Raw genomic sequence first — 21261 nt, forward strand, 5'->3', positions numbered from 1 at the left:
GCAGTCCTTCGATATGGGGAATAGTACCGACATGGGGAACGGAAGAATGCCATGACCTTGCCTGCACACGGAAGCGACCGCTTCGATCTCTGGGCACCGGAAGCGCAGGACGTCACGCTCCTCGCTGACGGCCGGAAGTACGACATGACCCGCCGCGGCGCGGAGGCACCCGGCTGGTGGACCGCCGCCGGGGCGCCCGCCGCCGGGGACGTGGACTACGGCTACCTGGTGGACGGGGATCCCACCCCGCTGCCGGACCCGCGGTCCCGCCGCCAGCCCGCGGGCGTGCACGCGCTCTCCCGCACGTTCGACGCCGGAGAATACCAGTGGGCTGACGGCCAGTGGGCGGGGCGGGAGCTCAAGGGCGCCGTCATCTACGAACTCCATGTGGGCACCTTCACGCCGGAGGGAACACTGGACGCCGCGGCAGGGAAGCTGGCGTACCTGGCGGAGCTGGGCATCGACTTCGTCGAGCTGCTGCCGGTCAACGGGTTCAACGGCACCCACAACTGGGGCTACGACGGTGTCCTCTGGTACGCCGTGCACGAAGGCTACGGCGGACCCGCCGCGTACCAGCGCTTCGTGGACGCCGCCCACGCCGCCGGCCTGGGCGTCATCCAGGACGTCGTCTACAACCACCTCGGCCCCAGCGGCAACTATCTTCCCCGGTTCGGGCCCTACCTGAAATCGGGGGAGGGCAACACCTGGGGCGACTCCGTTAACCTGGACGGCCCGGAGTCGGACGAGGTGCGCCGCTACATCCTGGACAACGCCTCTATGTGGCTGCGCGATTACCACGTGGACGGCCTGCGCCTGGACGCCGTGCACGCCTTCAAGGACGAGCGCGCCGTGCACCTGCTGGAGGACTTCGGCGCCCTCGCCGACGAAATAGCCGCCGAGACCGGACGCCCAGCCACGATGATCGCGGAATCGGACCTGAACAACCCGCGCCTGCTCTACCCGCGGGACACCAACGGGTACGGGCTGGCCGGGCAGTGGAGCGATGACTTCCACCACGCCGTCCACGTCAACGTCAGCGGCGAAACCACCGGCTACTACGCCGACTTCGACTCGATCGGGGCGCTGGCCAAGGTCCTGGAGCGCGGGTTCTTCCACGACGGCAGCTACTCCAGCTTCCGCGCCCGCCACCACGGCCGGCCCATCGACCCGGCCCAGGTCCACCCGGCCGCGCTGGTGGTGTGCAGCCAGAACCACGACCAGATCGGCAACCGTGCCACCGGGGACAGGCTGTCCCAGACCCTGGGCTACGGGCCGCTCGCGCTCGCCGCCGTCGCCACCCTGACTTCGCCGTTCACGCCCATGCTGTTCATGGGCGAGGAATACGGGGCCACCACCCCGTGGCAGTTCTTCACCTCCCACCCGGAACCGGAGCTGGGCAAGGCGACGGCCGAGGGCCGGATCAGGGAGTTCGAGCGCATGGGCTGGGACCCCGCCGTCGTCCCCGACCCGCAGGATCCGGAGACCTTCACCCGGTCCAAGTTGGACTGGGCCGAGGCCTCGGGAGGGGACCACGCCCGCCTCCTGGAGCTGTACCGGGCGCTCATCGCGCTGCGCCGCACCACGCCGGACCTGACGGAACCCGGTTTCGAGGACACCGCCGTCGACGTCAGCGAGAACGAGGGCTGGCTGCTGCTGCGCCGCGGCCGCACCGAGGTGGCGATGAACTTTTCCGCCGAGGCGCGGCGGGTCCCGGTCCGCGGGGCGGCCCTGGCCCTGGCAACCGACGACGGCGTCCGGCTGGACCCGGCTTCCGATGCTGAACCCGCTCCTGGCGGCGCGGCGCCGGCCACACCACTGCATCTACCCGGCCACAGCGCCGCGGTACTCACCCACTAAGGCAGGATATGACGTATGACATATTTGGCAGCTGATACCCGCTACGACTCCATGCCCTACCGCCGCGTGGGGCGCAGCGGCCTGAAACTCCCGGCCATCTCACTGGGCCTGTGGCACAACTTCGGCGACGACAAGCCGTTCGAGATCCAGCGCGCCATCCTGCGCCGGGCCTTCGACCTGGGCGTCACCCACTTTGACCTCGCCAACAACTACGGCCCGCCCTATGGCAGCGCCGAGACCAACTTCGGCCGCCACTTCCAGGACGACTTCAAGCCGTACCGCGACGAGCTGATCATCTCCAGCAAGGCCGGCTACGACATGTGGCCGGGCCCGTACGGCAACTTTGGCTCCCGCAAGTACCTGCTGGCCAGCCTGGACCAGTCGCTGGGCCGGATGGGCCTGGACTATGTGGACATCTTCTACAGCCACCGCCCGGACCCCGAAACGCCGATGGAAGAAACCATGGGCGCCCTGGACCAGGCCGTGCGCTCCGGGAAGGCGCTCTACGCAGGCATTTCGTCCTACACCCCGGAACAGACCATTGAGGCCGCGGGAATACTCAAGGAACTCGGCACCCCGCTGCTGATCCACCAGCCCAGCTACTCCATGCTCAACCGCTGGACCGAGAACGGCAGCCCCAACCTCTTCGAGGCGCTGGAGCAGGTGGGCGCCGGATCCATCGCGTTCTCGCCGCTGGCCCAGGGCATGCTCACCGACCGCTACCTGAAGGGCATTCCGGCCGACTCCCGGGCCGCCCAGCACAAGTCCCTGGGCGAATCCATGATCACCGAGGAGAAGCTGGACCGCGTGCGCGGGCTCAACCGGATCGCCGAGGGCCGCGGGCAGACGCTCGCGCAGCTGGCCATCGCCTGGATCCTGCGCGATCAGGGCAAGGGCTCGTCGGTCACGTCCGCACTGGTGGGCGCGTCCAGCGTCCGGCAGCTTGAGGACACCTTGTCTGCGATCAACAACCTGGATTTCACGGCCGATGAGATCGACGCGATCGATGAGTTCGCCGTCGAATCAGATATCAACCTGTGGGCCCAGAAGTCGTAGGCATCCGCAGTTAACACAAGTGCCGGGGCCGCCCGGGAACAACCGCGGCCCCGGCGGCGTTGACTAGACTACTAAGGGCGCCTTACGGCGTCGTGTCCGCCTGCCGCCCGCACAACTGATGCAGTACCTCAGAGTGCGGCCGCGCCGGTCACCCTTGTTTCTCAAAAGGAGTTCCGTGTCTTCACATCCGATTCGTGTTGCAATCGTCGGCGTAGGTAACTGCGCCGCTTCGCTGGTCCAGGGCGTCCAGTACTACAAAGATGCCGACCCCAAGGCCACGATCCCGGGCCTGATGCACGTGGAGTTCGGCCAGTACCACGTCGGCGACGTCCAGTTCGTTGCCGCGTTCGACGTCGACGGCAAGAAGGTGGGGCAGGACCTGTCCGACGCCATCCTGGCCAGCGAAAACAACACCATCAAGATCGCCGATGTCCCGCCGACCGGCGTCACGGTCCAGCGCGGCCACACCCTGGACGGCCTGGGCAAGTACTACCTCGAGACCATCGAGCAGTCCCCGGAGGAGCCGGTCGATGTCGTCCAGGCCCTCAAGGACGCCCAGGTTGACGTCATGGTCTGCTACCTGCCGGTCGGCTCCCAGCAGGCCGCCGAGTTCTACGCCCAGTGCGCGATCGATGCCGGCGTGGCGTTCGTCAACGCCCTGCCGGTCTTCCTGGCCGGCACCAAGGAGTGGGCGGACAAGTTCACCGCCGCGGGCGTGCCGATCGTGGGCGATGACATCAAGAGCCAGATCGGTGCCACCATCACGCACCGCGTCATGGCCAAGCTGTTCGAGGACCGCGGCGTCACCCTGGACCGCACGTACCAGCTGAACGTCGGCGGCAACATGGACTTCAAGAACATGCTCGAGCGCGACCGCCTGGAGTCCAAGAAGATCTCCAAGACCCAGGCCGTTACCTCCAACGTCGAGGCCGAGCTCGCCGCCAAGGACGTCCACATCGGCCCGTCCGACTACGTCCAGTGGCTCGATGACCGCAAGTGGGCCTTCGTCCGTCTTGAGGGCCGCAACTTCGGCGACGCCCCGGTGTCGCTGGAATACAAGCTCGAAGTCTGGGACTCGCCCAACTCCGCCGGCGTGATCATCGACGCTATCCGTGCCGCCAAGATCGGCCTGGACCGCGGCATCGGCGGCCCGCTGGTCTCGGCGTCGAGCTACTTCATGAAGTCCCCGCCGGAGCAGTTCAACGACGACCTCGCCCGTGAAAAGGTCGAGGCCTTCATCCGCGGCGACCTGGAGCGCTAACCGCCCCCGCTGCCGCCCTGCCTCTGGACGCTCCCTCACGTTTGGCGTGTTCCAACCCGACGCTCCCTCACCAATGGTGGGGGAGCGTCGTCGTTTTCGGATTGGGTCCGGGATGCTCCCTCACCTTTGGCCGATACCGACCCGATCCTCCCTCACGTCTTGCAGACATCGGCGGCTCGCTGCCTCAGATTGCGCTGGAAAAGCCAGCTGCGGCCGGCGGGCTGAGGTATGAGGTGCGGAGGATTCGCTTCATTTTGGTGACGGCGCCGGAGAAGCCATCCGCGAGGTCATCTTTTGTCAGGACGAGCACTGTCCATCCGGCTGCCTCGAAGGCCTTGTCACGGCGGCGGTCGCTGAAGATCTGTGCGGGGAGCAGGTGGTGCCCGCCGTCGTACTGAACCGCCAGCCGCCGACGGCGATACCCAAGGTCCGCCGTCGGCGCGGCAGGACTGTCCGGTCGCAGCGGGAGCTGCAGTTCCGGTTCCGGGAGCCCGGCGTCGCACATCGCCAGCCGCAGCAACGTCTCCGGCGCTGAATCCGAGCCCACGCGCATCAAGTCCAGTGCGGCACGGGCGCGGACGATTCCCTGCAGGTTCGGGTGACGGCCCACCATCCAACGCAGCTCATCGATGGTCGCAAAGGGATCACTGCGCCCTTCCAACCCCAGTCGGGGAATCCGCACCAGCTCATCACCCAGGCAGACCAACTCTGGCAGGCTCAACCGCAGGGCGAGGTCGAGCCACGTCCGGGAGCGCGTGCTGATCCGGATCCCGTCCACTGTCTCGACCTCGCCCTCCAACGCAAGAACCGTGTGTCCGAGAATGCCTTTGCGCCGGACCTCCGGGAGCGCCCGCGGCTTGCTCAGGTGTAGCTCCTCCGAGTCCGAGAGCCAAGGAGGCAATATCTGGCATCGGAGCCTGGCAGCGGTGACGTGGGAGATCCAGGCGCCGGGCGACGCTGCGGCCAACGCACGAGCCGCCGCCTCCAGCTCGAAGTCCCAATCCGTGGGCCGGTAGAGACCCCGGCTGATGTGAATTACGTCGGAGTGCCTGAGCCTGGTTCTCGGCACTCCCAAGGACCTTGCATCCGCGATGGTAAAGGGTGCTGCGCTGAGTGGACCGGGAAGCTTCGTAGGCTTTTCCATGCTGGCATTTTGAACCTATTTGGAGAGCCGCGCAGGAGTTATCCACAGATGTCCCGGATCGGCCCGCGGCGGCAGGCGCAAGCGCCGCGCCGGACCTGAGGGAGCGTCGGTTGGGGAGTTGCCGGACCTGAGGGATCGTTGGTTGGGGGGATGCAGGAGGTGAGGGAGCGTCAGGTGGGTTAGAAGAGGCCGACCGGGTTGCCGGCGTCGTCGACGTCCATCCGCATCGCTGCCGGCACCTTGGGCAGGCCCGGCATGGTCATCACGGCGCCGGTGAGGGCCACGATGAAGCCCGCGCCGGTCTTGGGGATGAGATCCCGGACGTGGATGGTGAAGCCCTTGGGCGCGCCGAGGCGGGTGGCGTCGTCGGTGAAGGAGTACTGGGTCTTCGCCATGCACACCGGCATCCCGGACCAGCCGTTCTTCTCGATCTCGGCCAGCCGTTTCAGCGCGGGCACGGAGAAATCCACGCCGTCGGCGCCGTAGATCTCCTGCACGATGGTCCGGATCTTGTCCTCCACGGACATCTCCAGCGGATACAGGTGCCGGAAGCCGTGCGGGGCGTCGATCGCGGCCGCTACCTTCGCCGCGAGCTCGTCGCCGCCGTCGCCGCCACCGCCGCGGCCCCAGACATCGGCCACCGCGGCCTGGACACCCTCCGCGGCGCACCACTGAAGCAGCCAGTCCAGCTCCTCGGCGGTGTCCGTGGCGAATTTGTTGACCGCCACGACCGGGGTGATGCCGAACTTCTCGACGTTGCGGATGTGGCGCCGCAGATTGGCGACGCCGGCGGCCAGCGCCTCCACGTTGGGCTCCTTGAGCAGGTCTTTCGGCACGCCGCCGTGCATCTTGAGCGCCCGGACGGTGGCCACGAGGACGACGGCGGACGGGGCGACGTCGGCCATCCGCGCCTTGATGTCCATGTACTTTTCGGCGCCGAGGTCCGCGCCGAACCCCGCCTCGGTGATGACGATGTCCGCAAGGCGGCGGGCCGTCTGCGTGGCGATGAGGGAGTTGCAGCCGTGGGCGATGTTGGCGAAGGGCCCGCCGTGCACCAGCGCCGGGGTGCCGGCGATGGTCTGCACGAGGTTGGGTTTGATCGCGTCCTTGAGCAGCATGGTCAGGGCGCCCTGGACGCCGAGGTCGGCCACGGTCACGGGCCGGCGGTCGTAGGTGTAGCCGAATGTGATCCGGCCGAGCCGGTCGCGCAGATCGTTCAGGTCCGTGGCGAGGCAGAACACGGCCATGATCTCCGAGGCCACGGTGATGTCGAAGCCGTCCTGCCGCGGCGTGCCCTGGGCGGGCCCGCCGAGGCCGATCACGACCTCGCGGAGGGACCGGTCGTTCATGTCCAGGACGCGCTTGAACGTCATCCGGCGCGGATCGATGTTGAGCTCGTTGCCCTGGAAGATGTGGTTGTCCACGAGGGCCATGAGGGCGTTGTTCGCCGAAGTGATGGCGTGGAAATCGCCCGTGAAGTGCAGGTTGATCTGGTCCATCGGCAGCACCTGGGAGTAGCCGCCGCCGGTCGCGCCGCCCTTCATGCCCAGGATGGGGCCGAGCGAGGGTTCGCGCAGCGCGATCATCACGCTGTGCCCGGCCCGGGCCAGGGAATCCGCGAGCCCCACCGTCGTGGTGGACTTGCCTTCGCCGGCGGGGGTGGGCGACATCGCGGAGACCAGCACCACCTTGCCGGGCGCGCGCACGGGGGTGCCCGCCGGAACGGTCAGCTTCGCAGGGTCGATCTTGGCCTTGTAGGGTCCGTAGAGTTCCAGCGCGTCCGGGGTGATGCCGGCGGCCGCCGCAATCTCCCCGATCGGCTTCATGACTGCCCGCTGGGCAATTTCCAGGTCGCTGGGGACGTTGTTCCCGGCAGTGGTGGTCTCAGACATCGTTGTCCTTCGGCTCGTGGCGTCGGCGGGTTTGTCCCGGTCCGGTGTTGCCGGGCGGGGTTGGAGCGGGCGGAGGGGGTGGAACCGGTTCAGGGTGTGTGGCCCACCGGGATGGTCAGGCTTCCAAAATACTGGCTTACGGCGGTGTGGTAGCTCTCCAGCGTAATCGCGGCGGTGCGTTGCCAGCCGAACTCCTGGGCATGGATCGCGGCGGCGCGCCCCATGTCGGTGCGGGTTTGGGTGTCGTCGAAGAGCGACTCGAGGGCGTCCGCCCAGTCGCTGGCCTTGTGGCCCTCGATCAGCATCCCGGTCCGTCCGTCCTGGACGGCGCGGGAGAGGCCGCCGACTTTCGTGGCGAGGACCGGCGTCCCGCAGGCCTGCGCCTCCAGCGCCACCAGGCCGAAGGACTCGCTGTAGGAGGGCATCACCACGACGTCGGCGGACCGGTACCAGCCGGCCAGCTCCGGGGCGTTCACCGGCGGGTGGTGGGTGGCGACGTCGTCCATTCCGGCGGCGCTGATCAGCGTCTTGAGGTTGAAGTCCTTGGCGCCGCTGACGGCCCCCAGGATGGTCAGCTGCAGGTCGATGTCCGGGCGCCGGGAGCGCAGGAGCGCCGCCGCCTTGATCAGGATCTGCGGGCCCTTGAGCCGCTGGATCCGGCCCGCGAACAGCAGATGGAACTTGCCCGGGGCGATGCCGTGCTGTGCCCTGGCCCGGTTCCTGAAGGCCGGCGTGAAGACGGCCAGGTCCACGCCGGGCGGCGCGACGTCGATGTGGTCGATGTCGGCGTTGTAGTGCGAGACCAGCTCGGCCGCTTCGGTGCCGGTATTGGCGATCAGCCGGGTGGCGCCGTCGACAATCCGGTGCTCGCCGTCCTCACGCCGCCGCGGCTCGGGCTGTTCGCCGGACTCGAGGAGCTGGTTCTTGACCTTCGCCATCGTGTGCATGGTGTGGACGAGGGGCAGCTGCCACAGCTCCGCGAGCTCCAGCCCGGCCACCCCGGAGACCCAGTAGTGGGAATGGATGACGTCATACCGGCCGTGCGGCTGGAGCTGCCGGATCCGGTTGATCTCGGCGACCATGCTGTGCAGCAGCCCCGGGAGCTCCTCCTTGGGCAGCTTACGGGGCGGGCCGGCGAGGACGTTGTGCACGCACACGCCCGGGGACGGGTGTTCGACGGCGGGCTGCGTGGCCGAGGTGGACCGGGTGAAGATCTCCACTTCCACGCCGGTTTCGGCGAGGGCGGCGGCCAGCGCCCGGACGTACACGTTCATGCCGCCGGCGTCACCGGAGCCGGGTTGTTCCATGGGCGAGGTGTGCAGGGAAAGGAAAGCGACGCGGCGGATCAGCGACACGGTTCCCCTTTCCTCTGCCCATTTTTTTCTGCCCAATGCATGTCGATAAAACATTACTCCTGAAGTGCCGGCCGGTTCACGGGGCCGTTCGGTTCGCAGACCGGGGCGTGCTGCTAACGTGGCCGCTGTGAACACAACGACAGGACAAGAACCTGCAGCCGGCTGGACCATCCGGGAGGCCCGCCCGGAGGACTGGCCGGGCATCTGGGCGATCCTGGAACCCGTCGTCCGGGCCGGGGAGACCTTCACCTGGGACCGGGACACCGCCGAGGACGAGGCCCGCGCACGCTGGTTCAAGCAGGCGCCGGGCCGGACATTCGTCGCGGTTGCCTCCGACACCGGCGCGATTCTTGGCACCGGCGAGCTGCACCCCAACCAGGGCGGCGGCGGCAGCCATGTGGCCAACGCAGGTTACATGGTCCACCCGGGCCAGGCCGGCCGCGGACTGGCCCGGGCCCTCTGCGCCTATTCGCTCGACGCCGCGCGCGACGCCGGTTTCCGGGCCATGCAGTTCAACGCCGTGGTGGAAAGCAATGTCCGGGCCGTGGCAGCGTGGAAATCCATGGGCTTCGAGGTGCTCGCGACCATTCCCGAGGCGTTCAACCACCCTGAACTGGGGTACGTGGGCCTGCACGTGATGTACCGAAAGCTGTAGGGTAGCCGGCCCGGTGCCGCGGGACCGCCGGGACGCTGATGTTGGCGGGCCGTTAAGGCCCACGGGCAGCTACGGCCCGCCGTGCCAGAGACGGCCCAGTTCCGGGAAGGCTGCTTCATAGCCGGCCAGCAGTTTTCCGGCGAGGTCATCCGAGTCCACGAGCGGATGCCTGGCGAACGCGGCGAGGGCCGCCTCCCGCCGGCCGGTCGTCGCCGCCTCCACCACGAGCCGTTCGACGTCCTTGACGCGCCGCAGCAGCTCCAGTTGCGCCGGTCCCGGGCGGTCCTGCGGGACTGGCTCGGCGCCGTCGGGCGTCACCCGGCACGGAACTTCGACGACGGCGTCGGCCGGCAGCCCCGGGACAGCCGGCACCACCTGCGCTCCGGACCCAGCGCCGCCCGCTTCCGGGCCGGCGGACGCCGCTTCCGGGCCGGCGGACCCGGGGGTGGTGACGGCGTTGCGCGTGTTGAGGATCAGGTCCGCCGGGCCGCCGCCGGAGAGGGCGCGCATGGCCGCCAGCGCCACCCGCTCGTAGCCGCCGCCGGCGAGGTCGGTCTCGTCGCGGCGTTCGCCCGAGGTGCGGGCCTCCGCTAGGTAGCCCTCCTCGCGGGACCTGCGGGCATCCTCCCACAGCGCAAAAGCCTCGGCTCCGGCGGCAGCCAGGCGGGGATAGAGTTCGGCCTGCTGCCGGGCGATCGATTCCCCCCGGGTCTGACCTGCGGCGCGCATGCCGGCCACCGCACGAACGGTGTCGTAGTAGTAGAAAAGATATTCATTCGGCAGGCAGCCAAGGCTGGCCAGCAACCCGGGCGGGAACAGCCGGCCTTCCTCGAATTCCGACAGCGCCGCAGGGTTCGCGAGCAGTGCCGGGAGGGCGTCCCGGCCCCCGGCCTCCAGCCGGTACAGCCAGCCGAGGTGGTTCAGTCCGTAGTAGCCCACGCCGTCGAGCGTGCCCTCGGGCAGCGCGACGCCGGCGGCACGCGCCGCACGGTGCACCAGGCCGCTGGCGGAGTCGCAAATCCCGATCACCCTGGGACCGAGCACGGGGACCAGGGCCTCCGTGACCATGCCGGCGGGGTTGGTGAAGTTGAGCAGCCACGCCCCGGGGCAGCGGCTCCGCATTTCCTCCGCGAGCCGCAGCATCGGCGGAATGGAGCGCAGCGCGTAGGAGATCCCGCCGGCGCCGGTGGTTTCCTGGCCCAGGAGTCCGAGGTCCAGGGCGATCCGCTCGTCGGCGGTCCGGCCGGCGGTGCCGCCGGGCCGGATGGCGGCGAAGACCATGTCGGCGCCGTCCAAGGCCTCGGGGAGCGAGGACACGGCACGGATCTGCGGGCCGGAACCCTGCGGGCCGGAACCCGGCGGGCCGGAACCCGGCGGGCCCCGCTGGGCCAGGGAGGCCAGGACCGCCTCGACGGCCGCCAGCCTGGCGGGGTCGACGTCGTAGAGCACCAGCTCCCGCACCAGCCCCGTGAAAGGCCCGGCAGAGAGCGCCCGGTAGACCAGGGGGACGCGGAAGCCGCCCCCGCCGGCGATCGTGAGCCGCATGCGGACAGTCTATTCCCCGCCGTGTTCCCCTCCGGTTTGGGCCCCGCTTTCCCCTGGTATCCCTCGACGGCGGTACGGCGTAATGTGCCGTATATGGACGCGACCCCGGCGCGGCGATTTGATCCGCTCTCTGCCGTCCGCAGCCCGGCCGCGGACGGATTCGACTTGCTCCTGACCGGGACCGTGTTCCAGGACATCATCTTCACCGGGCTGCCCCACGCGCCGCAGCCCGGCACGGAAATCTGGAGCGACGGGATGGGCAGCTGCCCCGGGGGCGTCGCCAATCAGGCCATCGCCGCCTCCCGGCTGGGACTGCGGACCGGTCTTGCCGCCGTGTTCGGCGATGACGGCTACGGTGACTACAACTGGAAGATTCTGGCCGCCCAGGAACACGTGGACCTGTCCCTGTCCCGGCGTGTTCCGGGCTGGCATTCGCCAGTCACGGTGTCCCTGAGCGTGGAGAAGGACCGGTCCATGGTGACGCACGGGCACCCGGCGCCGGTGACTTCCACCGAGCTGGTTGGATGCCCGCCGCCGGCGCTCGCAGCCGTTGCGGAGCTGGGGGAGGAACTCGAACCGTGGGCTGTCGACGCGCACAAGAACGGCGTCCAGCTGTTCGGCGATGTCGGCTGGGACCCCACCGGCGCGTGGTCCTCGACCCGGCTGGACCACCTGAAGTATTTCCATGCTTTCATGCCGAACCAGCACGAGGCCATGAACTTCACGGGCTGCGACGACCCCTGGTCCGCCCTGTACTCGCTTGCGGACCGGGTTCCGGTGGCGGTGGTCACCCTCGGCGCCCAGGGATCCATGGCCGTGGATTCGGAAACGGGGGAGGAGGAGTGGGTCCCGTCCCTGCCGGTCCGGGCCTACGATCCCACCGGCGCCGGTGACTGCTTCGGTGCGGCCTTCATTGTCGGCTCCCTGGCCGGCTGGCCGCTGGGAGACCGTCTCCGCTTCGCCAATCTGTGCGCCGCCTTGGCCGTCCAGGAGGTGGGCGGCTCGCTGGCCGCGCCCGGCTGGGGCGACATTGCCGACTGGTGGCAGCGGGCCAACGCACGGAAGGAACGGCAAAGCAGCCAATGGCTTCGCCGCTACCGCTTCCTGGAAGAGATCGTGCACGACGTCCCGCCCGAGGCGCAGCGGCGCGCGACGGCGACCATCGCCCACCAGTCCGACGCGTAGACGGGCGGGCGCGGCTGGGCTTTCGGCTGGCACCAGTGGGCATGTCCTCCGCTTCGGCCGGGGCGTGGGCATGGACCCGTTCTGCGCGGCCCTGGGTGTGAAAATTGGGCATGTCCCGCGGTGGGGGTGCGGCCGGATTCGTGGCACCAGTGGGCATGTCCTCCGCTGGGGCCGGGGCGTGGGCATGGACCCGTTCTGCGCGGCCCTGGGCGTGAAAAATGAGCATGTCCCGGGGTGGGGGGCGGCCGGATTCGTGCCACCAGTGGGCATGTCCTCCGCTGGGGCCGGGGCGGGGGCATGGACCCGTTCTGCGCGGCCTTTGGTGTGAAGATTGGGCATGTCCCGGGGTGGGGGGGGGGCCGGCCGGATTCGTGCCACCAGTGGGCATGTCCTCCGCTGGGGCCGGGGCTTGGGCATGGACCCGTTCTGCGCGGCCCTGGGCGTGAAGATTGGGCATGTCCCGCGGGGAGGAATGGGCATGTCCAGCGGTGGCCGGGCCCGGCCGATTATTCGGCCCGCAGCGCCGCGCCTAGAATCGTTAGGTGACTTACCAAGCAGCAACAGGCGATCTCCTGCCCGGTTCGGCGGCAGTGCCGGCCCACGCTGAGGAGCGCTCAGCCGTAATCGATCTCGACGCCATCCGGCACAACGTCCGCCGCATCGCAGCGGTGGCCTCACCCGCGCAGGTCATGGCCGTGGTCAAGGCCGACGCCTACGGGCACGGCGCCGTCCAGGTGGCCCGCGCGGCCCTCGGCGCGGGGGCCAGCTGGCTTGGCGTCGCCCACATCTCCGAGGCCCTCGCCCTGCGCGCCGCCGGGATCGAGGCGCCCCTGCTGGCCTGGCTGCACACCCCGGACAGCAACTTCGCCGCCGCAGTGGCCGCAGGAATCGACATCGGCTGCTCGGGCTGGGAACTGGACCGGATCGTGGCCGCAGCCCGCGAGCAGGAACGGCCCGCCCGCGTCCACCTGAAGGTCGACACCGGGCTCGGCCGCAACGGCGCCACCCTCGACGCCTGGGACAGCCTGGTCGGCGAAGCCATGGAACACCAGGACCAGGGCCTGCTCCGGGTCGTGGGGATCTTCTCCCACCTGGCCGTCGCCGACGAACCCGAACGGCCCGAAACCGACGAGCAGCTCGCCGCGTTCCGCCAGGTCCTCGCCGTCGCCCAGGACGCCGGCGTGGACCCCGAGGTCCGCCACCTCGCCAACACCCCGGCCACCCTCTCCCGGCCGGACACCCACTTTGACCTCGTCCGCGTGGGGCTGGGCCTGTACGGGCTGTCACCCTTCGAAGGGCAAAGTCCGGCCGAGCTCGGGCTGCGCCCGGCCATGACGGTCCGCACGGTGGTCTCGCACTGCAAGGACGTGCCCGCCGGGCAGGGCGTTTCCTACGGGCTGAACTACCGCACGGACGGCGTCAGCACCCTCGGGCTCATCCCGCTGGGCTACGCCGACGGCGTGCCGCGCATCGCCACCGGCGGCCCCGTCCGGGTCGAGGGCGTGAACTATCCGGTAGTGGGTCGCATTGCGATGGACCAGATGGTGATCGACCTCGGACCCCGCCACGTGGCGGCCGGAGGCCCGAGCATCCTCGGCGCCGAGGCAGTGCTGTTTGGCGACGGCGCCGACGGCGGACCCACGGCAGATGACTGGGCCAAGGCCGCCGGTACCAACAACTACGAGATCGTCACCAGGATCAGCCCCCGCGTGCCGCGCCGCTACCTGAACGAAGAGCCCTCCACCGGCGAAGAGCGGCCGTGAGCGCGCCCGCGTGGGAACGGAGCCTTGAGGTCCACACGGCGGCGCAGACGCATGCGCTCGCCGCGGCCCTCGGCGCCGTGCTGGAAACCGGCGATCTGCTGGTCCTGACCGGCGAACTGGGTGCCGGCAAGACCACGTTCACGCAGGGGCTGGGGGAGGGCCTGGGAGTGCGGGCCGGCATTATCTCGCCGACCTTTGTCCTGGTGCGCATCCACCCCAACCTGCCCGGAGGACCCCGGCCGGGCGGACCGGACCTGGTGCATGTGGACGCCTACCGGCTGGAGTCGGCCGCTGAAATCGACGACATCGATCTTGAAAACACCATGGACAGCGCCGTGACCGTGGTCGAGTGGGGCCGCGGCCGGGTTGAGCACCTCAGCGACAGCCGGCTGGAGGTGGAACTCCACCGCACCCGCGGAGGCGCCGCCGCTTCCGCCGAAACCCCCGAAGCCCCCGCCGAAACCGGCGCCAGTCCCGTTCTGGATTTCGACACGGACGACGACGACGAACCGCGGACCGTCGTGATCCGCGGCTTCGGTCCGCGCTGGGCTGAAGCGCCGACGCTGCCCGGTGCCGAGCCCCGGCCCCTGCCCGGGACCACGCCCGGCGCCGGGCCCCTGTCCGAGACCATGCCCGGCGCCAGGCCCCTCCCCGGGACCACGCCCCAGACCCCGGAACGGAATCCCTGATGCTGATCCTCGCCATCGACACCTCAGCTGTCGCCAGCGCCGCCCTGGTCTCCGATGATGCGCCGGAATCCGTGCTCGCCAGCTTCGCCACCGAGGACACGCGCACCCACGCGGAGGTCCTGGCCCCGGGGATCGACGGGCTCCTGGCTGAGGCCGGCGTCAGCGGCCACGACGTCGACGCTATCGTCACCGGCGTCGGCCCCGGCCCGTTCACAGGACTGCGCTCCGGGATCGTCACGGCCCGCACCCTCGCCTTTGTCTGGGGCAAGCCGCTGTACGGCGTCATGAGCCTGGACGCGATCGCCCTGGAAGTAGCCGAATCCACCGACTCGGCCGCGGAGTTCATTGTCGCCACCGATGCGCGACGCAAGGAAGTGTACTGGGCCCGGTACACCCTCTCCGATGCCCAGTTGCCGCATCTGGAGGACGGCCCGCACGTGGGATTCGCCGCGGACCTGCCGGATCTGCCCGTGTACGGTGCAGGGGCAGGAATCTACTCCGAGGCCGTCAAGGCGGTCGCGGAATTCAGCACCCGCCAGCCGGAGGCCCTCTCGCTCGGCCAGTTCGCACTCGCCCGGCTCTCCGCGGGGGAACAGCTCCTGGACTCCACCCCCCTGTATCTGCGCGAATCCGACGCCCAGGTGCCCGGACCCCGGAAGCGTGCCCTGTGAGCGCGGAGCGAGCCGTCCGGCTGCCCGGCGGAGTCACCCTGCGGGACATGGACGCCGCGGACATCCCCGCCATCCACGCCCTGGAACTCCGGCTCTTTCCCGTGGATGCCTGGCCGCTGCAGATGTTCCACGACGAGCTGGCGCAGGTGGATACCCGCCGCTACCTCGTGGCGGAGACCCACGGCGGGATCGTGGGCTATGCCGGGCTCATGTGCATCGAACCGATCTCGGACGTCCAGACGATCGCCGTGGTGCCCGAGCAGGAAGGCAAGGGCATCGGCTCTGCCCTGCTCACCGAGCTGATCGCGGAAAGCCGGCGCCGGCACGCCCAGGATGTGCTGCTCGAGGTCAGGGCGGACAACCCCCGGGCCCAGCAGCTTTACCTGCGCTTCGGCTTCGAACAGATCCACATCCGGCCCCGCTACTACCGGGACGGCGTCGACGCCCTGATCATGCGGCTCCAGCTGCCCCGCGAACCGCTCAGCCCCCAGCCAACCGAAGCAGGCCGACCATGAACCGCACCCAGCCGCTCGTGCTCGGCATCGAGTCCTCCTGCGACGAAACCGGCGTCGGCATCGTCCGGGGGACCACCCTGCTGACGAACACCGTCTCGTCCTCCATGGACGAACACGTCCGCTTCGGCGGCGTGATCCCCGAGATCGCCTCCCGCGCCCACCTCGACGCGTTCGTCCCCACCCTCGAGGAGGCCCTCGCGGAGGCGGGAGTGACGCTCACGGACATCGACGCGATCGCCGTCACCTCCGGGCCGGGCCTGGCAGGTGCCCTCATGGTGGGAGTGTGCGCGGCCAAGGCGCTCGCCGTCGCCACCGGCAAACCGCTCTACGCCATCAACCACCTGGTGGCGCATGTCGGCGTCGGGCTCCTGCAGCAGGGCGCCGGCGCGCCGTCGCCGCAAACAACGCCGCACGCCCTGCCGGAGAATATGGGCGCGCTCCTGGTCTCCGGCGGCCACACCGAGATCCTGCGGATCCGGAGCATCACGGACGACGTCGAGCTGCTGGGCTCCACGATCGATGACGCCGCCGGCGAAGCGTATGACAAGGTGGCGCGGCTTCTGGGCCTGGGCTATCCGGGCGGTCCGGCCATCGACAAGCTCGCGCGCACGGGCAACGCCAAAGCCATCCGGTTCCCGCGCGGGCTCACCCAGCCCAAGTACATGGGGACCGCCGAGGAGCCCGGGCCGCACCGCTACGACTGGTCCTTCAGCGGGCTCAAGACCGCCGTCGCCCGCTGCGTGGAGCAGTTCGAGGCCCGCGGCGAGGAGGTGCCCGTGGCGGACATCGCCGCGGCCTTCCAGGAAGCCGTGGTGGATGTCATTACCGCCAAGGCAGTGCTCGCCTGCCGCGAAAACGGCATCACGGAGGTCCTCCTGGGTGGCGGGGTCGCCGCCAACTCGCGGCTGCGCCAGCTCACCGAACAACGCTGCAGTGCGGCCGGCATCCGGCTGACGGTGCCGCCGCTGCCACTGTGCACGGACAACGGCGCCATGGTGGCCTCGCTCGGGGCGCAACTGGTGATGGCCGGCGTGAAACCGAGCGGGATCGGCTTTGCGCCGGATTCCTCAATGCCGGTCACGACCGTCTCCGCCTGAGGCCACAGCCTGAGGCTTCGTCCGCGTGGAGCTAGACGGCCTGGGGCTTCGGCCGCCTGCGTGGCGGCTGTTGGGCGCCGGAGCTAGGCGTCCGGGCCCTGGCGCATCTGCTTGACCAGGTCCAGGACGACGGCGCGCAGGTCCCCGCCGTGCTCGGCGGCGACCCGGCGCTGCCGCTGGTAGCCGGCGCCGCGCTCGATGATCTTCTCGACGTCGGCCAGTTCGGCGCTGCAGCCCAGCTTCGCCGCCACCGGCTCAAGCCGCTTGAGCGTCTCGCGCAGGTGCTCTGTTACGAGCTGCTCGTTGCCGTCGGCGTCGAGGATGATGATCGCGTCCAGGCCATACCGGGCCGCGCGCCACTTGTTTTCCTGCACATGCCACGGGGGCATCGTAGGAATGGTGCCGCCGTTGTCCAGCGTCGTGGAAAACTCGTCGACGAGGCACTGCGTCAGGGCGGCGATGGCCCCGACTTCCTCGAGCGTGGCCAGGCCGTCGCAGATGCGCATCTCGATGGTGCCGAAGTGCGGGACGGGCCGGATGTCCCAGCGGATCTCCGAGAGCGAATCGATCACGCCGGTGGTGAACATGTCCTGGGCGTACGCCTCGAAGTCCTCCCAGCTGGAGAACTGGAAGGGCAGCCCGGCGGTCGGCAGCTGCTGGAACATCAGCGCCCGCTGGGAGGCGTATCCGGTGTCCTCGCCGCCCCAGAAAGGGCTGGACGCGGAGAGCGCCTGGAAGTGCGGAAAGTAATTGACCAGGCCGTCCAGCACCGGAAGGACCTTGTCCCGGCTGTCGAGTCCGACGTGCACGTGGACGCCGTAAATGACCATCTGCCGGCCCCACCACTGGGTCCGGTCAATGAGCTTGGCGTAGCGTTCCTTGTCCGTGACGGGCTGCAGCTGGGGCGGGCTGAAGGGGTGGCTCCCGGCGCAAAAGATCTCCACACCCATCGGATCGGTCACGTCCCGGACCGCCGCGAGCGAGCTGCTCAGGTCCGCCTTGGCCTCCGCAACAGTGGTGCAGATGCCCGTGACGAGCTCCACGGTGTTCAGCAGCAGCTCCTGCTTGATGTGCGGGTGCTCGTCGTCCTCATTGAGTTCGGGATGCCGGGCAGCGACGCCGCGCAGCACCTGGTTCGCCACGGAGGCCAGCTCGCCGGTCTCGGCGTCGACGAGCGCCAGCTCCCATTCCACGCCAAGAGTCGACTGCCTGGATGAAGCGAACTCGATCTTCATGTGGTCCCTTCACTGTTCTGCTGTCGCTGGCCGTGGTCCTGGTGGGGAAATGCGCTGGCGAACATCCTCGGACATGCCTCTGCACATGGCACCGGCGGTGTCACGTGCAATTTCCCACACACCAGTGCGCCGGCCGGGGGCCGGCAGGGCTTCGGGTGGTCCAAGTCTAGTGCAGGGGCGGCCCCGGGACGGTGTCAAAGTTGCCGCTGCTGCGTGAGTGTATTCACAACGTCGCTGGTCAGCGACGGCGCGCGCGGTTGCGCGTTGGGCTGCGGGTGGCCGGAGCGATCCTGGCGTTTAATGGAGCTGTGCCCATTCTGAACAAAGACATGACCCTGTGTATCTCGCTCTCGGCCCGGCCCAGCAACAATGGGACGCGCTTCCACAACCACCTGTACGAACAGCTGGGCCTGAACTGGATCTACAAGGCCTTTGCCCCCACCGACCTCGCCCAGGCGATCGCCGGGGTGCGCGGCCTCGGCATCCGCGGCTGCGCGGTGTCCATGCCTTACAAGGAGGACGTGATCGCCCTCGTTGACGTCATGGACCCGTCGGCGAAGGCCATCGACTCGGTCAACACCATCGTCAACGACGGCGGCCGGCTCACGGCGTACAACACCGACTACACCGCAATCGAGCAGCTCCTGCAGAGCAATGCAGTCCCCACGGACTACTCGGTGCTGGTCCTGGGCTCCGGCGGCATGGCCAAGGCCACCGTGGCCGCGCTCCGGGATGCCGGGTTCAAGGACGTGACCGTCGTGGCCCGCAACGAGGGCTCCGGCCGCGCCCTGGCCGAACAGTACGGCTTCGCCTGGCGCGCGGATCTGGGCTCTGCGGCGTCCGGTACCGGCACGGCGGACATGCTCATCAACGTCACCCCCATCGGGATGGCCGGCGGCCCGGACGCCGCCTCGCTGCCCTTCCCGCAGGAGGCCATCGATGCCGCCAAAGTGGTGTTCGACGTCGTCGCGCTCCCGGCCGAGACACCGCTGATCAAGGCCGGCCGCGCGGCCGGCAAGACCGTGATCACCGGAGCCGAGGTCGCCACGATCCAGGCGCTCGAGCAGTTCGTGCTGTACACCGGCGTCCGGCCGACCGACGAGCAAATCCGGGCAGCCGAGGAGTTCACGCGGGCCCAATAGCGCGACAGCCCAGTTGACCGGCCGCTTCGCTGACATCCGGCGGCGGGGCACGGCGCCGCGGGGCACTCGGCCGGTGGGATCCCGCTGGCGGGGCTAGACCGGCTCCACCGAGACGGCCACCCGGTCCTCGCCGATCCTGGTGAGGACCAGGGTGGCGGATTTCTTGTCCTTGTGCTTTGCGCTGCCGCCGGGCAGGAGTTGCTTGCGCAGCTCTTCGGGCGTGACAGCCATACCGCGCTTCTTGATGTCCAGGACCCCGATGCCTTGATCCTTGACCCACGTCTTGAGTGCCTTGACGTTGAACGGCATCACCTCCAGGACCCTGTACGCCTTGGCGAACGGGGTGTCATGCAGCTCCGGGGCGCAGATGTAGGCGATGTGCTCGTCCACGAGGTGCCCGCCCAGCTGGAGGGCGACGTCGGCCACCAGGCCGGCGCGGATCACCGCGCCGTCGGGCTCATACAGGTACCCCTCCACCGGACCCACGGGCGCCACCGGGCCGGCGCCGAAGTCCTCGCCGCTGGTGAGCTCAGCGGAACCAAGGGGGCCGAGCACGAGGGCCGCGCGCCGCACCCCCGGACGCCGCACCGCGTTGAACCACAGGGCCACCTCGGTCACGTCCCCGCCCACGGAGACCCACTGCGCCTCGCAGCCGGCCGGCACGGAATCGTGCGGCATGCCCGGGCCCATCTTCACGCCGACGGCGCGGCCGGAGCCGGCGAGTGACTCCACGAAGGACAGCGGCGGGGAGAAATCCTCCGGATCCCAGATCCGTTTGGTACCCGAAGTGGACGTCGTGCGCCGGGCTGGGTCGAGCCAGACGCCGTCGATCCCCTCGAGCGAAACCGAGGTGGCATCGGAGTGGACCACGGTGGCGTTGCGGAAGGGGATCAGGTTCATGGTGGCGCAGGCGGCCGTGGCCTCGTCCATTTCCACGGCGGTGACCACCAGGTCCAGGGATGCCAGGGCCATCGTGTCGGCCCCCAGCCCGCAGCCGAGATCGGCGACATGGCCGATTCCGGCCTCCGCGAACCGCTGCGCGTGCCGTGCCGCCACCGTGAGCCGGGTGGCCTGTTCCAGACCGGCCTTCGTGAAAATCATCTGCCGGGCAAATTCGCCGAACTTCGCCTCGGCCTTGGTCCGCAGCCGGGACTGGGTGAGCACGGCCGAGACCAGCTCGGGGGAGTGGCCGGCCTTGCGCAGCGACGCCGTGAGGCGGAAGGCCTCGTCCTCGCGGTACGGGCCCAACGACGCCAGCAGCTCCCAGCCCTCGGGGGTGAGGATCGGGGCAATATGTTCCTGCGGTGCGTCAGTCATGGCATCCAGCGTAGTTGAGGTCAGCGGGCGCGCTGTGACCGGACGGCGGGGGCTAGGCTTGATGGCATGGAAGACAGCGGCACAGGCGACAGCATCTCAGCGGACACGGCCGGGCAGGACACGGCCGGCGACGACGACGCCAGGCAGGAGCGCCGGCGGCCGCAGGGACTGGCCCGCTACGCAAAACCGGCGCTGATCGCCGGCGCGGTGATCGCCGTCGTGTCCGTCGCACTTTTGGTGATCATCTTCTTCCTCGATTCCTTCAACGCCACCGTGTATTCCGTCGGCGGCAAGAACGTCCAGGACGCCACGGACGAGGCCCGGGCCATCCGCGAGACCTATGCCGCGGCCCGGCTCGGCGGCATCATCTTCCTCGTCGCCGGCATTCTGCTGGCCGCCGCCGGCGCCGTGCTGTCGTTCCGGCACCGGAATGACGAAGGCCAGAACACGGACGAAGACGACGGCGAGGACGTGGACTTCGACGACCTCGCAGACCAGTAGCCATCGAGTAGGCGCGCGAATAGACGCCGCTGGTGGGCGCGCACCGCACCGCCAAACGGCCAACGGCCACGGGCCAGGGGACATGCCCAGCCTCCTGCGCCACGGATGGACATGTCCTCCCCGGCAGCCCGCACCCGTTGGGTATGTCCATCGCTCAGCGCGGGCACAGAGCATGACGCCCAAGTGTCCTCTGGCCGCAACAAAAAATGGGCATGTCCTCCCGGGCAGCCCGCACCCGTTGGGTATGTCCATCGCTCAGCACGGGTACAGAGCATGACGCCCAAGTGTCCTCTGGCCGCAACGCAGAATGGGCATGGCCCTCTGGACCGGACGCCGTCGTAGGGCATGTCCATCGCTCGGGCTTATGAGTGGATGTTTCCC

The 21261-nt window shown here is 69.3% G+C and carries 18 protein-coding genes; 12 read left to right on the forward strand and 6 right to left on the reverse strand.

Going from position 1 to position 21261, the window contains the following annotated elements; all coding sequences use genetic code 11:
- The first annotated feature begins 51 nt into the window (after positions 1–51).
- The 3 genes from treZ (at position 52) to AC1DNG_RS07640 (ending at position 4174) form a co-directional block, all read left to right on the forward strand.
- Positions 52–1857, forward strand: a complete 1806-nt coding sequence (treZ, locus tag AC1DNG_RS07630; protein ID WP_476887053.1) for a malto-oligosyltrehalose trehalohydrolase — start codon at positions 52–54, stop codon at positions 1855–1857.
- A gap of 15 nt (positions 1858–1872) precedes the next feature.
- Entirely contained in the window at positions 1873–2913 is a 1041-nt protein-coding gene (mgrA, locus tag AC1DNG_RS07635; RefSeq protein WP_476887054.1) for an L-glyceraldehyde 3-phosphate reductase, read from the forward strand.
- Positions 2914–3088: 175 nt separating this feature from the next.
- Positions 3089–4174 (forward strand): inositol-3-phosphate synthase, encoded by a 1086-nt coding sequence (locus AC1DNG_RS07640; protein WP_018773719.1) that lies wholly within the window; start codon positions 3089–3091, stop codon positions 4172–4174.
- A 184-nt stretch (positions 4175–4358) separates the two neighbouring features.
- Here the strand turns inward: AC1DNG_RS07640 and AC1DNG_RS07645 are convergent, their stop codons facing one another.
- From AC1DNG_RS07645 to mshA, 3 genes are all read right to left on the reverse strand, one after another.
- Positions 4359–5318: a hypothetical protein gene (locus AC1DNG_RS07645; protein WP_476850286.1), complete on the reverse strand. Its 960-nt coding sequence runs from the start codon at positions 5316–5318 to the stop codon at positions 4359–4361.
- A gap of 179 nt (positions 5319–5497) precedes the next feature.
- Positions 5498–7210 carry a formate--tetrahydrofolate ligase gene (locus tag AC1DNG_RS07650; RefSeq protein ID WP_476887055.1) on the reverse strand — a complete coding sequence of 571 codons (1713 nt, stop codon included), beginning with the start codon at positions 7208–7210 and terminating at the stop codon, positions 5498–5500.
- Between the two features lie 89 nt (positions 7211–7299).
- Positions 7300–8565, reverse strand: a complete 1266-nt coding sequence (gene mshA / locus AC1DNG_RS07655; protein ID WP_476887056.1) for a D-inositol-3-phosphate glycosyltransferase — start codon at positions 8563–8565, stop codon at positions 7300–7302.
- 127 nt (positions 8566–8692) lie between these two features.
- Here mshA and AC1DNG_RS07660 point away from each other — a divergent pair, with 127 nt between their 5' ends.
- Entirely contained in the window at positions 8693–9220 is a 528-nt protein-coding gene (locus tag AC1DNG_RS07660; RefSeq protein WP_476855721.1) for an N-acetyltransferase family protein, read from the forward strand.
- A gap of 69 nt (positions 9221–9289) precedes the next feature.
- Here AC1DNG_RS07660 and AC1DNG_RS07665 read toward each other — a convergent pair whose 3' ends face one another.
- Positions 9290–10765, reverse strand: coding sequence for a family 4 glycosyl hydrolase (locus AC1DNG_RS07665; RefSeq protein ID WP_476887057.1), 1476 nt, complete (start codon positions 10763–10765; stop codon positions 9290–9292).
- 93 nt (positions 10766–10858) lie between these two features.
- On the opposite strand from AC1DNG_RS07665, the gene AC1DNG_RS07670 reads away from it, so the two are divergent.
- The 6 genes from AC1DNG_RS07670 (at position 10859) to tsaD (ending at position 16685) form a co-directional block, all read left to right on the forward strand.
- Positions 10859–11950, forward strand: a complete 1092-nt coding sequence (locus AC1DNG_RS07670; RefSeq protein ID WP_476850291.1) for a carbohydrate kinase family protein — start codon at positions 10859–10861, stop codon at positions 11948–11950.
- 542 nt (positions 11951–12492) lie between these two features.
- The gene (gene alr, locus AC1DNG_RS07675) at positions 12493–13713 is read left to right on the forward strand and encodes an alanine racemase (protein WP_028275756.1); all 1221 of its coding nucleotides are present in this window, start codon (positions 12493–12495) and stop codon (positions 13711–13713) included.
- Positions 13710–14402 carry a tRNA (adenosine(37)-N6)-threonylcarbamoyltransferase complex ATPase subunit type 1 TsaE gene (gene tsaE / locus AC1DNG_RS07680; RefSeq protein ID WP_476887058.1) on the forward strand — a complete coding sequence of 231 codons (693 nt, stop codon included), beginning with the start codon at positions 13710–13712 and terminating at the stop codon, positions 14400–14402. The genes alr and tsaE overlap by 4 nt, the downstream gene beginning before the upstream one ends.
- Positions 14402–15073: a tRNA (adenosine(37)-N6)-threonylcarbamoyltransferase complex dimerization subunit type 1 TsaB gene (gene tsaB / locus AC1DNG_RS07685; RefSeq protein WP_476887059.1), complete on the forward strand. Its 672-nt coding sequence runs from the start codon at positions 14402–14404 to the stop codon at positions 15071–15073. Before tsaE ends, tsaB begins: the two co-directional genes overlap by 1 nt.
- A 47-nt stretch (positions 15074–15120) precedes the next feature.
- A complete protein-coding gene (rimI, locus tag AC1DNG_RS07690) occupies positions 15121–15588 on the forward strand; it encodes a ribosomal protein S18-alanine N-acetyltransferase (RefSeq protein WP_476850367.1) in 468 nt (155 codons plus the stop codon).
- Positions 15585–16685: a tRNA (adenosine(37)-N6)-threonylcarbamoyltransferase complex transferase subunit TsaD gene (tsaD, locus tag AC1DNG_RS07695; RefSeq protein ID WP_476887060.1), complete on the forward strand. Its 1101-nt coding sequence runs from the start codon at positions 15585–15587 to the stop codon at positions 16683–16685. The genes rimI and tsaD overlap by 4 nt, the downstream gene beginning before the upstream one ends.
- 83 nt (positions 16686–16768) lie before the next feature.
- Here tsaD and AC1DNG_RS07700 read toward each other — a convergent pair whose 3' ends face one another.
- Entirely contained in the window at positions 16769–17920 is a 1152-nt protein-coding gene (locus tag AC1DNG_RS07700; protein WP_476850296.1) for a glutamate--cysteine ligase, read from the reverse strand.
- A gap of 308 nt (positions 17921–18228) precedes the next feature.
- Here AC1DNG_RS07700 and AC1DNG_RS07705 point away from each other — a divergent pair, with 308 nt between their 5' ends.
- Positions 18229–19062: a shikimate 5-dehydrogenase gene (locus AC1DNG_RS07705; RefSeq protein ID WP_476887061.1), complete on the forward strand. Its 834-nt coding sequence runs from the start codon at positions 18229–18231 to the stop codon at positions 19060–19062.
- A 93-nt stretch (positions 19063–19155) separates the two neighbouring features.
- Here AC1DNG_RS07705 and AC1DNG_RS07710 read toward each other — a convergent pair whose 3' ends face one another.
- Positions 19156–20379: a class I SAM-dependent methyltransferase gene (locus tag AC1DNG_RS07710; RefSeq protein WP_476887062.1), complete on the reverse strand. Its 1224-nt coding sequence runs from the start codon at positions 20377–20379 to the stop codon at positions 19156–19158.
- Between the two features lie 66 nt (positions 20380–20445).
- On the opposite strand from AC1DNG_RS07710, the gene AC1DNG_RS07715 reads away from it, so the two are divergent.
- On the forward strand, positions 20446–20880 hold the full coding sequence (locus AC1DNG_RS07715) for a hypothetical protein (protein WP_476850299.1): 435 nt from the start codon (positions 20446–20448) through the stop codon (positions 20878–20880).
- The last annotated feature ends 381 nt before the right edge of the window (positions 20881–21261 follow it).

The organism is Arthrobacter sp. 01T425, assembly GCF_056398725.1.

Bases quoted from the DNA above. Each gene is read 5' to 3' on its own strand.
- treZ (WP_476887053.1), top strand. From the start codon at position 52: ATGACCTTGCCTGCACACGGAAGCGACCGCTTCGATCTCTGGGCACCG.
- mgrA (WP_476887054.1), top strand. From the start codon at position 1,873: ATGACATATTTGGCAGCTGATACCCGCTACGACTCCATGCCCTACCGC.
- AC1DNG_RS07645 (WP_476850286.1), bottom strand. From the start codon at position 5,318: ATGGAAAAGCCTACGAAGCTTCCCGGTCCACTCAGCGCAGCACCCTTT.
- AC1DNG_RS07650 (WP_476887055.1), bottom strand. From the start codon at position 7,210: ATGTCTGAGACCACCACTGCCGGGAACAACGTCCCCAGCGACCTGGAA.
- AC1DNG_RS07665 (WP_476887057.1), bottom strand. From the start codon at position 10,765: ATGCGGCTCACGATCGCCGGCGGGGGCGGCTTCCGCGTCCCCCTGGTC.
- AC1DNG_RS07670 (WP_476850291.1), top strand. From the start codon at position 10,859: ATGGACGCGACCCCGGCGCGGCGATTTGATCCGCTCTCTGCCGTCCGC.
- tsaB (WP_476887059.1), top strand. From the start codon at position 14,402: ATGCTGATCCTCGCCATCGACACCTCAGCTGTCGCCAGCGCCGCCCTG.
- rimI (WP_476850367.1), top strand. From the start codon at position 15,121: ATGGACGCCGCGGACATCCCCGCCATCCACGCCCTGGAACTCCGGCTC.
- tsaD (WP_476887060.1), top strand. From the start codon at position 15,585: ATGAACCGCACCCAGCCGCTCGTGCTCGGCATCGAGTCCTCCTGCGAC.
- AC1DNG_RS07700 (WP_476850296.1), bottom strand. From the start codon at position 17,920: ATGAAGATCGAGTTCGCTTCATCCAGGCAGTCGACTCTTGGCGTGGAA.
- AC1DNG_RS07710 (WP_476887062.1), bottom strand. From the start codon at position 20,379: ATGACTGACGCACCGCAGGAACATATTGCCCCGATCCTCACCCCCGAG.
- AC1DNG_RS07715 (WP_476850299.1), top strand. From the start codon at position 20,446: ATGGAAGACAGCGGCACAGGCGACAGCATCTCAGCGGACACGGCCGGG.